7 protein-coding genes are annotated in these 12,815 nt (G+C 49.7%); all 7 read right to left on the bottom strand.

Annotation, left to right across the window (positions count from 1 at the left end):
* Positions 1-60: 60 nt before the first annotated feature.
* On the bottom strand, positions 61-1,764 hold the full coding sequence (locus V8F51_RS02455; RefSeq protein ID WP_337098466.1) for an ABC transporter substrate-binding protein: 1,704 nt from the start codon (positions 1,762-1,764) through the stop codon (positions 61-63).
* A gap of 70 nt (positions 1,765-1,834) precedes the next feature.
* Entirely contained in the window at positions 1,835-2,725 is an 891-nt protein-coding gene (locus V8F51_RS02450) for a carbohydrate ABC transporter permease (protein WP_337098465.1), read from the bottom strand.
* 12 nt (positions 2,726-2,737) lie between these two features.
* Complete coding sequence (locus V8F51_RS02445) at positions 2,738-3,697, bottom strand: ABC transporter permease (RefSeq protein WP_337098464.1); 960 nt, start codon at positions 3,695-3,697, stop codon at positions 2,738-2,740.
* Positions 3,698-3,938: 241 nt separating this feature from the next.
* Positions 3,939-5,471 (bottom strand): response regulator transcription factor, encoded by a 1,533-nt coding sequence (locus tag V8F51_RS02440; RefSeq protein ID WP_337098463.1) that lies wholly within the window; start codon positions 5,469-5,471, stop codon positions 3,939-3,941.
* Positions 5,464-7,260, bottom strand: coding sequence for a sensor histidine kinase (locus V8F51_RS02435; RefSeq protein ID WP_337098462.1), 1,797 nt, complete (start codon positions 7,258-7,260; stop codon positions 5,464-5,466). Before V8F51_RS02435 ends, V8F51_RS02440 begins: the two co-directional genes overlap by 8 nt.
* A 251-nt stretch (positions 7,261-7,511) precedes the next feature.
* Positions 7,512-10,355 (bottom strand): glycoside hydrolase family 3 C-terminal domain-containing protein, encoded by a 2,844-nt coding sequence (locus V8F51_RS02430; RefSeq protein WP_337098461.1) that lies wholly within the window; start codon positions 10,353-10,355, stop codon positions 7,512-7,514.
* A 42-nt stretch (positions 10,356-10,397) separates the two neighbouring features.
* Positions 10,398-12,779: a glycoside hydrolase family 95 protein gene (locus tag V8F51_RS02425; RefSeq protein ID WP_337098460.1), complete on the bottom strand. Its 2,382-nt coding sequence runs from the start codon at positions 12,777-12,779 to the stop codon at positions 10,398-10,400.
* Positions 12,780-12,815: the final 36 nt, after the last annotated feature.

Raw genomic sequence — 12,815 nt, 5'->3', positions numbered from 1 at the left:
GATTTAAACAACGGAAAGAGCTCATCTGCATGAGCTCTCCGTTTTCTTATTATTTTATGCTTATTTGGACCAAAGCTCAACGCGGTCTTTAACCATCTTCGTGAACTCAGCATTCAACTCAGCTGCGCCTGCATCTTCAAGATCTTTCAAGAATGCATCGTATACTTTGTCGAAGTCAGCTGGCTTCGCAAGAATGGCTTCAGGGATACGTTTCTTCATGATATCTTGTGTCTTTTGGAAGATAACGTTCGCTTTGGAGCCAGTCTCGAACGGCAATGTCCAAGCAGCGCCGTATTTGCGCTCCGGGAACGCGTCGTCAGACGGCCAGAAGTCTTTATACACTTTTACGCCGTAAGCCGCAAGCGTCTTTTTGTCTTCTGCGGTATAGCTAGTTTGGATTTGCTCTGGGAACGTCGTTGTGTAATAGTTGCCCGATGGATCCAGAACGCCGTCGCCATAACGAGCGGACAAGAAGTAGTTGCCGATACCTGTCGTTTTCTTGAAATTGTTGTTATCGTTTGTTTTCATAGCTTGTACGTCTTCAGGGATAACGCGTTTGCCGTCCACGACATTGTAGTGCTTGCCTTCAATACCCCAGTTCACAAGTACTTGGCCTTCGTCGGAAGCAAGGTAGTCCAGATATTTGATCAAACGAACCGGATCTTGCGCGCTTGTCGTAATACCTACGCCGTAACCGGACAGGTAACCTGTTCCTTGGAACGAATGGTCTTGATATTGATCGTTAAGCGTTACAGGGAAACGAGCATATGTTGCACCGAATTTGCCTTCGGCTTTCAGAGCGTTCTCAGCATCGCCGTAATCCCAGTTTTGGTCGATTAGACCGATAACACGGCCAGAAGCGATTTTTGCTTTGTATTGATCGTACTTCTGAACGAAGCTTTCTTTGTCAAGCAAGCCTACATCGTTCATATGGTTCAACCAACGGAAATATTCTCTTTCTTCAGGACGTTGGTAGTGCATGATTGCCTCATGTGTATCTTGGTTGACATAGAATTCGCCGTCATCCGGTGCGCCAGTAGCGTAGAACGCAGGGTTTGTAACGGAAATCAGAATTTGCCATTCGCCGCCGTTCAGCGACATGCCGATACGCGGTTGGCCGTCTTCTGTTTTTGGGTTTTTCTCGAGGTACGCTTTGATCGCGTTCTCGTAATCTTGAACGGTCTTGATCTCAGGATATCCAGCTGCTTCAAGCACTTGATGCTGCAATTGGAAACCGCCGCCCGCATCGAAATACGTGTGGCCGACAAGATCTAGAGGAAGAGTATAAATGGCATCGTCATCCGCACTCCATACAAGACGATTGAGGTATTCGCCGTAAATCTTTTTGATGTTAGGAGCATATTCTTCGATCAATGGACGAAGATCGACCATTGCGCCTGCGTCAACAAGCTTGCCGATATTGCCTTTCGGCATTACAAGATCCGGATAATCGTCACTTGCTACCATTAGGGCGAACATATCAGCGTCAGAGCCGCCTACGGGAAACTCAGCTTTAACCGAAACGCCTGTTTTTTCTACCAGAAATTTGCCGATGTCGCTTTGATTATCGTCCCAGTTCGCATTAACGTCACCGGAAGCGAAACGGATTGTCATCGGTTCAAGGTTTTCGGATTCTGCCGGCGCATTCGTGCCGTTACCGGCATTCTCGCCAGTGTTGTTGCCAGTGTTGGAGCCGCATGCCGTCACGAAAACGAACACAAGCGCCAGAAGCAACGTTAGAGCGTACTGTGTCTTTCTTTTCATTGCCTTAAAGCCTCCCTTTTCTTGTATAAAGATTATTGTGTATATAACAGGGAACCTGCTATTACCAATGTTAGCTTTTCACTGCGCCCAATGTCATTCCTTTGACGAAATATTTCTGAAGGAACGGATAGACGAGCAAAATCGGTACGGTAACGACGATCGTAATCGCCATCTTGATCGATTCCGGCGATACGGATGCGATCGCTTGCTGTGCGTTCGGGTCGCGATAGTTGTTGCCCGATTGCGTCGACTGAAGGACTTTCATTAATTCATATTGCAACGTCGTATTTCCTGGAACGCGGGCATTGTACAAATACGTATCAAACCAAGCATTCCAATGTCCTACGGCGATGAATAACGCAATTGTGGCAAGAACCGGCTGGCATAGCGGAAGAATGATCCGCCAGAAGATAATCCAGTCGTTCGCGCCGTCGATTTTAGCCGACTCTTGCAGCGCATAAGGCAATCCGTCGATGAAGGAACGAACAACGAATACGTTCCACACGCTTAGGAGAGCCGGAATGATGTACACGTAGAACGAACCGATCAAACCTAAGTTTTTGATAAGCAAGAAGCCTGGAATTAGACCGCCCGAGAAATACATCGTCAAGGCGAACAAGAAGGACATCCATCTTCTTCCCTGGAAGTCGGGCCGGCTTAACGTGTACGCCAGCATGGAAGCGGCGATAACGCCGAAGAGCGTACCGACAACCGTCCGGATCACCGAGTTTCTGAACCCGGTGATTAGACCCTCAAAGCCAAAAATCGTTTCGTAGTTTTTCCAAGTAAACTCCCGCGGGAATATCGTTATGCCGCCGCGCACGGTATCAACCGAATCGTTGAACGAGATTGCGAGTACGTTAAGGAAAGGGTATAAAGTTACGATCCCTACGATCGCCATCACTACATAAATGAATATATCGAATAATTTGTCGCTGCTTCTCTGTACAGTCCCTTGCATATGCCGCTCCTCCTATATGATTGATTCTTTGGTGACTCGCTTGTATATACCGTTCGCAATTAATACGAGCAGAATGCTGACGACGGAGTTGAATATGCCGATTGCCGTACCATACGAATAGCGGCTCATCTGTATCCCGTACTTGAGCGCATACAAATCGAGTACTTCTGAATAATCCGTTACGAGAGGATTGCCTAGCAGCATCTGCTTCTCGAAGCCAATACCGATCAAGTGGCCGATCGAAAGAATGAACAGAACCATGAAAGTCGTACGAATGCCAGGCAGTGTAATATGCCACATTTTGCGGAAGCGACCTGCGCCGTCCACGGTCGAAGCTTCGTACAGTTCCGGATCAATACCGGCCATTGCGGCTAAGAAGATGATCGAGTTCCAGCCTAGCTCCTTCCACAGATCCGACAAGGTTACGATACCCCAGAACCATTCGCCTTTAGCCATGAATTGAATCGGCTCATCGATAAGATGCAGCGACATTAGCAATTGATTGATTGCGCCGCCGTCGGTTGACAGCATCTTCGATACGAGACCTGCTACAACGACCCATGATACGAAATGGGGCAAATACGAAATCGTTTGAATCGAGCGCTTGAAAACCTGCCCTTTCATTTCGTTAAGTAAAAGAGCGAATATGACAGGAATCGTAAATCCGACGATAAGTCCCATCGAGCTCATTGCCAGCGTATTTCTAAGGACGAGATAAAACCGTTCATCCCCAAACAATTCAATAAAGTTGTCCAAGCCTACCCACTTCTGATCCAAGAACGAGTTTTTGGGCTTGTAGTTTTGGAACGCCGTTATCCAGCCCCATACCGGTACGTAGCTGAATACGATGACCCAAATGACGAATGGCAACGACATCAGATACAAGTAGCGCTGCTGAAGGGCTCTCTTCCAAACGGAAGAAGACTTCCTCGTCCCTTTCTGCGGAACGTCTTTTGCTGTTAGCGATTTCATGAATGCTCCTCCTATTTAACGAACACAGTCGGCTTGGCAAGCGTTGATTTTATTTTCTATAGCTTGCCCTCTCTCTTATGTCCTAATGATACCCGACAGGAAGGACTACATTGCACCCGACAAATCCGTGCGAAAATCATATAAAAATACGCTCTTTCAAGCGCTTTCATTTGGACAATCGGCACAACAAAAAAACGAGCTGCCTCTTTCGTTCGGAGTGCGAACGATCGGCAAGCCCGTCTTATATTTTCTTATACGTGGAAGGAGATACGCCTTTGTACTTCTTGAATTTGCTGTGGAAGTAGTCAACGTTAGCGTATCCAACCCTCTCGGATACTTGATGGACCTTCATCCCCTCCTGCAGCAGCTCAATAGCGTGCTGAATTCGGACTTCGTCCAAGTAGGTATTAAAATGCTGACCGGTGTGGCTTTTGAACATTTTCCCCAAATATCCGCTATTGTAATTGAATAGATCAGCTAATGTCTCCAGCTTAAGATTCTCATAATAATGACGATCAATAAAATCCGTAATTTGCTTCATAACCGAAGATGCGTCTGAGCTTCCGATCTTCTGAGCTAGCTCAATAAGCTTGGCATTCAGCTTATCCAGCATCTCATTATAATGATGCTCCAGATAGAGTGCGGTAATCATCGGCAAATACTCTTGAATCGGCAACGTCGGATTAGCTGTTGACACTTTGTTCAAGACCATCGATACGATACCCGCCCAGGTTGACTTGAGCTGCTGTTCAGTGATGTCGCCGGCTCCTCCTAGTTGAGCCTCCGCTTCACGAAGCGCCTTCTCAACACCTTCAGCGCTGCCGATATCGATCATATAAAAGAAACGTTGAGCGAACGACTCCATAATTGGCGTCAAATCGCTTTCTATTTGATGATCCTCTCGGGTCTGCGATGCGGTGTGAATTTGTCCGCCCTTCAGCATAAACCTGCGCTTCAGCAAGCCGCTTACATAGGGTGCCCAGTCCTGCAGCTCCCGCCAATCGCGAACTGGCTCGCTGACCGCTGCCGCAAATCTGGCATTCGGTCCGCATAGCTCAGCCAACCAGCCATTCATTTGCTCCCGCGAGCCGCTCTGCAGCAAATAATCTTTCAGCAACACACCGATGTATGGCTCAGCGCTGAATACGAAACCAATCTCTTTCTGCTCAATAAGATCAGCAAGCTTTTTCTTAAATGTATCGCCCCTCGTTAAAGAATGCTCGCGGCTGTATACCTCAATCAGCATGAGCTGATAATATTTCGCCGGCGTGCCTAGCAGCTCTTGAGCCTCTCCATCGAACGTCGTTTCCTCAAAACTTTGGTTGCCAGCCAGCTTCTGGAGCAATTCATCCCGACGCAGCAGCATCGTCTGTTCGCTGCTAGCCTGCTGCTCGCCTCTTCTCTTCAAGCTGTCAGCGATGCGCTTAACATAGGTCTCGAGCTCGTCCTCGTCAACCGGCTTCAAAATATAGCCGTCAACGCCAAAGCCGATCGCTTGCTTCGCATAGTCAAAGTCAGCATAACCGCTCAATATAATGAAGTTCGTAGTCGTATCGTTCTGTCTCACTTCTTGAATGACTTGCAGTCCGTCCATTCCAGGCATACGAATATCAATAAGGATAAGATCGGGCTGCAGTTCCCGATATTTAGTTAAAGCATCACGTCCGTTCGACGCTTCGCCTACGACGGTGAAACCATGCTTGTCCCATTCGATAATTGATTTAAGCCCTTCACGAATCATCGGTTCATCGTCTACGATCATGACTTTATGCAAAATGATGACCCCCCAGTGGTATTTCGAACGCAATGCATGTACCCTCAGCACTGCTCTGTATTTGAAGACCGTGTGCCTCTCCATATATCATAATCAGCCTTTGATGAACGTTGCGAAGACCAATGCGGTATTCATCTTCTTCCTCCATATCGTGAAGCGATTCGGTAATCTGATTCATTCTCTCCTCGCTAATCCCAACACCGTTATCAGCAACCTCCACACGCAACTTGTTACCGTCTACCCTTGTTATTAAGGAGATGAAGCCCCCCTCCGCTCGATCCTCAAGTCCATGTACGACCGCATTCTCAATAAGCGGTTGAATAATGAGCGGAGGAATCTCAATCCCTTCGCTTTGAGGCGCAATATTTAGAACGAAGGTTAGGCGTTCGTCCCCATACCTGAACTTCTGAATTTCCAAATAGCTGTGAACGATCTCAATCTCAGCCTTTAAGGCAATCTTTTTCGTTCCGATCTCGAGATTGCGCCTAATCATCTTGCCAAGCATCCGTACAATGTACGAGATCTCTTTCTCGCCTTTAATATGGGCCTTCATCCGAATGGATTCGAGCGCATTAAACAAGAAATGTGGATTGATCTGGCTGGCCATCATTTTCAGCTTAATTTCCTTCTGCCTTAACTGCAGTTGGGCCTGCTGCTGATGCGATTCGGTAACTTCGTCCATGAGTCCCCTAATGCTGACTACCATGTTGTTGAACTGTCTCGACAGCAGACCAATCTCGTCATTGCCGCTCACATCGGAGATTACATTGAAGTCGCCAAGCGCCACCTTGTTCAAATCCTTGTTCAGCGCAAGCATCCGCTTCGCGAGAATAGCAGAGAAGAAATAAATTAAAATGAAGGCGATAACGAGACTGATCAAAATAACCCCAAACCCGAGCAAGCTAATCCGGTTAGCGCCGCTCACGATGCTATCGATCGTAAATACCGATACGATCTTAAGTCCGTTGCTGCTGGATGGCGGCATCAGATTCTCGATTACGACTTTGGACGGCTTGCCTTCGAATTTGAACTCGTACGTCCCCTCAGGCTTGTCCGTCAATTCGCTGGCGAAGTCCAGATCGGATATTTTCAGTCCGACCCAAGCTGTGTTTTTGGCAGCAATAATATATCCGTTATCATCAAAGATCATCGTATCGAACGGTTCTTGGCTGATCATTCCATTTAGTTCCTGTTGGTTGACATCGATGACGAGCACGCCGCTCGTGCGGTACGTCGGGAATGATATTTTACGAATAAGGCTTAAATATTTGTTGTTGTTTTTTGTCTCATCCTTAATATACGCCCAAATGATATTTTCTTGCGCAAGCGCTGCATTGTACCATGGCATTGCCTCTATCGTGTCATCTACCTTCAAGAACTCCCAATTGTCTAATATCGTCATATTGGTCGTATAGAAACGAATATTGTAGACTTCGCTGTACAGCTTAATGTAATCGCGAAAGTCGCGGTAATCCCAGAAAGCCTTCACGACCTCGAAGGTCGAATCGTAATGCGTATTAACAACATTCGTCAATCGGCTGTCAACGAGCAGCTTATCAGAAATTTCAATCGGCATCCCGATAACATCCGTCGTCTGCTTCTTAATACGCTCCACATTATTCGTTATTTGCTGGGTCGCCTGATCGAGCACGTTCTGCCTGAACGCAACGGTTAGACACACGCCTACGATTAGCACCGGCACAAATACAACGAGGACGAATGAAAAGATGAGTTTATTTTTGATGCGGACGTTATTCATTTTCTTCGTTAAAGACTTCATGCTGAACATCGTTCGGAATGCCTCCTCGGCAAGGAAAGCGTTTACTTAATTTCACATTTGAAGAAGTTACATCGCTTATTAAATGAAGCATCCTATATAATATAACATTGTTTGCTCAGAGCATACCTTCATTATTAGTTATTTTATCAGATGTAAATTAGAGATATACGCCAGAAAAAGAGACCTGCCGGAGTTGGCAGCCATATCGCTGTTCACTCCATAGGATCTCTTTGTCAATAGGATTATGTTAATTAATTGCTTTAGTGAATACGAAAGTTGCTTAGCTTTACGCTGCCGCTTAGCTCCAGATACAAGTCGTTCAATGCATCAACTCCGCTAAGCTCCGCTGAAACGGTAATCCAAGCTTGCTCTTCACCTGCTTGAACCTCGAGGATAGCCGCAACGGCGCCGTTCTCGCTGCCAGCTCGAACGGTAATGGACCCGCCTGCTTGACCGCCTGCTGCTCTTACCTCGATTACCGCTGCACCATTGCTCCAATCGATGTCATTGAAAGCGATCCATCCTGTTTCGCCAGACAGACGAACGCAAGAGCCGCCTTCCTTGCTCTCATCCAAGTACACGCCTGCATACTCATCATAGTTGTCCGCGCGTGTCGTCAATGACAGATTGCGGGCTGGAATGCTCTCTCCGGCAATGGTAACGGTTGTGGTTGCCTTTACGTCAGAAGATGAGCCGCCTGCTATAAACGTATATTCAGCTGCTTCCAGACAGAATACATCGCGCGTTACGTCCCACATTGCTAGCTCTTCAGCCGGTACGGCAAGCTGGACTAGTTTCGTTTCGCCCGGCTGCAGCGCAATACGAGTGAAACCAACGAGCTTCTTAAGCGGACGTTCCACTCTCGAGCCTTGGACGCGGACATACAGCTGAACAACTTCATCCGCTTGGATAGAAGATTCATTCGTAACGCGGAGCTGTACTTGCACTTCGCCCTCCAGCCCTTTCGTGCGATCAGCAACCTCTAAGCCGCTGTACGAAAATTGACCGTAGCTAAGTCCATGACCGAATGGGTAGAGCGGCTCGCCGTCAAAGTACAAGTATGTCCGCTTCCCTTTGCGAATATCGTAGTCCATCAAGTCAGTCAACTGCTCCTCTGACTTATACCAAGTCATGTTCAGACGTCCTGCCGGCGAGTAGTCGCCGAATAGCACATCCGCAACCGCGTTGCCGAGCTCTTGCCCCGCATGGGACAAATATACGACAGCCGGAATGCTGCTATTCACCTCGTTCAACGCGAACGGATAGCTGCCGATAACGATAACGATCGTATTCGGGTTCACAGCATGTACAGCTCTGATCAGCTCGTTCTGCGATGCGGCAAGCTCAAGGCCCGGACGATCAATCTCTTCTTTGCCATTAATCAACGGATTGTTGCCGACGAAGACGATAGCCGTTTCTGCTGCTTTCGCAGCTGCAACTGCTTCCGCAATGCCGTCGCTTACGATTTTTTTAGTGAACAATTCGGATTGAGCGGTCACGCCTTCACTGTCCTGTTCAGATACAACGAGCGAGCCCGCTCCGTCTTCCGAAGCAACGACGGCCTTGCCGTTCCAAGTACGGAGAGCGAACTTCCCGTTTTCTTGTTCTTGCGAATCCAGCTTGAATACTTCCTTCACGAACCAGCCAAACGCTTCGTCCGCGTTAGCTGCAATGTTCGTATCGTCGGCACTCGTAAGCAGCTTGCCATTCTCCGTGCTCTGCAGCGTGTAGCTGCCCCAGCCCCAATCGGTCAACTCAAAGATGTCGCCGGCGCTGCCCTTGCCCGCGCCCTGCAGACGATTCTCGTTGTCCGCCGCAATTCGCAGCTCTTCGCCGCTTGCTGCCGATTGCAATACAATACGGTCATTGCCGCTGTTGTAGGATACTCTTTTCCCTTCCAGCTTGCTTGCAATCCCTTGCAGCGGAGTAACTTTGTAAGGGAGCGAGCCGGAGTACCAGTCACGGTACACAACATCCGCAAGCGGTCCAATAACGGCTACACTGCTAAGTTTATCCTTGCTGAGCGGAAGCGCGTTGTTCTCGTTCTTAAGCAATACGATCGACTCGCGTGCCGCTGTCAGCGACAGCTCGGCATGCTCTGGCGCGCATAGCTTCGACTCTGGCGTATTCGCATACGGTACCTCTTCCTCCGTATCGAACTCGCCAAGCATGAAACGAACTCGGAACGTATTGACAAGAGCCTTGTCGAGATCACTCACCGTTAACAGCCCTTCTGCAAGCGCCTCGCGGATAGCTGCGCATGACTTTTCCTTGTCGTCGGTAATACTATCGATGCCGGCTTTGATCGAGTGTGCGACCGCTTCCTTGTAGTTGTCATAATAGTGGTGATCGTTCACGATACCTAGCAAATCGCCGGCATCGCTTACGATAAAGCCGTTCATGCCCCACTCTTCCTTCACGACCTTATTTACATCGTCATGAAGAATCGTCGGCGTACCGTTGACGGAATTGTATGAGGTCATCATCGAATGCGCGCCGCCCTTAACGAATGCGGGCTTGAATGCGGCTTGATAATATTCCTTCATATTGCGCGGGTCGATGCTCGCCGAGCAGCTTCCGCGATTGATTTCATTGTTGTTGCCGATAAAATGCTTCAACGTCGCAACGGCCTTGAAGTATTTCGGATGATCGCCTTGAATGCCTTGCACAAGACCAGCGGTAAGCTCGCCCGTCAGCTTCGGGTCTTCACCGTATGCTTCCTCCGTGCGTCCCCAACGCGGATCACGCTCCATATCGACTGTCGGCGCCCACAGCGTGAGACCGTTAATTGCCGGATTGCGCTGGTAAAAGACTCGCGCCTCGTCGCCGATAGCAGAACCAATCTCCTTCATAATATCCGGATTCCATGTGCAGCCGAGTCCGATCGGCTGCGGAAAAGTCGTCGCTTCGCCTAACCATGCCATACCATGCGCTGCCTCCGTACCGTGCTTATAAGCTTTCACGCCAAGCCGTTCAATCGCCGGCTGATATTGCACCATGGACTCGACCTTCTCTTCCAGCGTAAAGCGGGATACAAGATCGACCGCGCGCTCATGCGCAGGCAAGGCCGAATTTTCATAGGGGTACCGTGTTTGATTCGTCATTAAGACACTCTCCTCGTCTATTTCGTACTACTAGATGTTTCTCTATTTCAATGTGACGGTAAACGACTCTCCTGCAACAGTAGGGAAAGGCTTGCTCATATCCAGCGTTGCTCCGTCCGCTGAACGAACGACAAGAGCTATATCTCCATAAGACAACACGCAATTCTGACCATGCGTTGAGCGAACTCGCGCATCAATCAGCTTGCCGTCCGCCCAGTTAAGGTCGATCTCGAAGCCGCCCCTTGCCTTCAATCCTCGAATATAGCCAGTTGGCCAAGCCTTCGGCAAGGCAGGCAATAGCTCGATGTTGTCCAAGTGACTTTGGAGCAGCAGCTCCGCTATCCCCGCTGTTCCGCCGAAGTTTCCATCGATTTGGAATGGCGGATGATCGTCGAACAGATTCGGGTGCGTTGACCGGGCAAGCAGCGTATGAATGAACCGATAGGCTTGCTCCGGCTCGCCAAGGCGTGCGTACAAATTAATAAGCCAAGCACAGCTCCAGCCCGTATGCCCGCCGCCATTCGAAATACGACTCGCCAGCGACAGTCTGCCCGCTTCCAGCAGATCCGGCGTATTCTCGAGATTAATGGCCGTCCCTGGATAAATCCCGTAAAGATGAGAAACATGACGATGACCAGGCTCTTGCTCTTCGAAAGCATGATGCCATTCCTGCAGCATCCCGTTAGCACCAATCTGAAGCGGCGGGAGCTTGCCTAGAGCCGTTTCAATTCTTATGCTCAATTGCTCATCTGTATGAAGCAGCTTAGCCGCTTCAAGCATATGCTCGAACAGCTCGCGGATCAGCGTAATGTCCATAGCGGATGAAATTGCTACGCTGCATGCTTCTCCCTCGGCCGTCAGGAACTTATTCTCAGGCGAAGTCGATGGCGAGGTCATCACGTATCCGTCTTCCGTCTCAATCAGCCAATCGAGGCAGAACAATGCCGCGCCGCGCATGATCGGGTACGCTTTGTCACGCAGAAACTCCAGCTCTGGATTGTACAAATAATGCTCCCACAAATGCTGCGTCAGCCATACGCCGCCAAGCGGCCAGAACGCCCAGCTCGGATGACCTTCGGTCGGCGTGGAAGCCCGCCATAGATCGACGTTATGATGAGCAACCCAGCCCTCTGCGCCATAATGAATGGCCGCGGTCCGCGAGCCGCTTTCGCTTAGTTCCTCGATCATCGTCAGCAACGGCTCATGGCATTCGCTTAAATTCGCGAGTTCGGCTGGCCAATAGTTCATTTGTGTATTAATGTTCGTCGTGTAATCGCTGTTCCACGGCGGTTGAATGCGATGATTCCATATCCCCTGCAAGTTCGCAGGCTGTGTGCCCGGTCTTGAGCTTGCCATCAGCAAGTAGCGGCCATATTGGAAATAAAGGGCCTCCAGCCCTGGATCGCTCTCGCCTTGCTTATAAGCGGCAAGACGCTCGTCCGTCGGCAGCAGTCCATTCTCCGTCTCGCCAAGATGAAGCTGTACGCGGCGGAACATCTTCTGGTGCTCCGCGATATGCCTCTCGCGCAGCTTCTCGTAACCGAGTGCAGCTGCTGCCGCCAAGATGCGATCATTCTCTTCGCTCAGCTCGTCCACCGAGCACTCTGGCTGCTTGTCGAATCGCTTGAAGCTCGTTGAAGCTGAGAAGATCAGCGTGATTGAACTCGCATGCGTCACCTTCATGCAATGCTGATTGTACTGATCCGTCGTTATCGAGCTATCACCCTGCAGGACGGCAAGACGCGCTTGGAAAATAATGCCATGGTCGCTCTCGTATTGCACGGCTCTAGGATGGTCGCCCCAGTAGTTGTCCGCCACATGCGTCGGACAACGACCGTCAAGCGTCAGCGAGCGGTCATTCTCGCTGCCTAGCTCATTCGACTGCGGGGACGTGAGCGACGCCTCGATCGTTAAGCCGCCCTCGCCCTCCGCCTCATACTTGACGCACAGCACCTGATCGACGGCGCTGACGAACAGTTCGCGGCGATAAATCGTGTCGCCAACGCGGAAGCGAACAGACTGAATCGCTTGATCGAGATCAAGCGACCTTATATATTCGGCGGCCTCTTGCTCACCGCCGTCGTCAAACGTTTGCTTCAGCCACATATCGCCTAGCGGCTGGTATGATTCCGTATTGCGCCCCAGCATCTTCGACTGGACGAGCTGCTCCGCTTCCACATATTTATGGTCTGCCAGCAGCTCTCGCACACGCTTCAAATAGCGAAGCGCCTCATAGTTGTTCGTATCGCGGGGAAACCCCGACCATAACGTATCTTCGTTCAATTGAATGCGTTCTTGAATGATATCTCCGAACACCATACCGCCGATTCGGCCGTTGCCGACCGGAAGCGCCTCTTCCCAACATGAGGCCGGCTGCTTATACCATAACGACCACGGTTGCTCGTTATTTGTTTGTTTGTCCATGTGCTTCGCTCCTGTTACCGCTTTCATCAACTGTGA

It is taken from the genome of Paenibacillus sp. YIM B09110, assembly GCF_037167145.1.
Lineage (GTDB): Bacteria > Bacillota > Bacilli > Paenibacillales > Paenibacillaceae > Pristimantibacillus.
The sequence above is the reverse complement of the archived record's forward strand: the minus strand, read 5'-3'. Positions and strand labels throughout refer to the sequence as shown.

Coding starts and splice junctions, on each gene's coding strand:
- V8F51_RS02455 (WP_337098466.1), bottom strand. CDS start 1,764: ATGAAAAGAAAGACACAGTACGCTCTAACGTTGCTTCTGGCGCTTGTG.
- V8F51_RS02450 (WP_337098465.1), bottom strand. CDS start 2,725: ATGCAAGGGACTGTACAGAGAAGCAGCGACAAATTATTCGATATATTC.
- V8F51_RS02445 (WP_337098464.1), bottom strand. CDS start 3,697: ATGAAATCGCTAACAGCAAAAGACGTTCCGCAGAAAGGGACGAGGAAG.
- V8F51_RS02435 (WP_337098462.1), bottom strand. CDS start 7,260: ATGTTCAGCATGAAGTCTTTAACGAAGAAAATGAATAACGTCCGCATC.
- V8F51_RS02430 (WP_337098461.1), bottom strand. CDS start 10,355: ATGACGAATCAAACACGGTACCCCTATGAAAATTCGGCCTTGCCTGCG.
- V8F51_RS02425 (WP_337098460.1), bottom strand. CDS start 12,779: ATGGACAAACAAACAAATAACGAGCAACCGTGGTCGTTATGGTATAAG.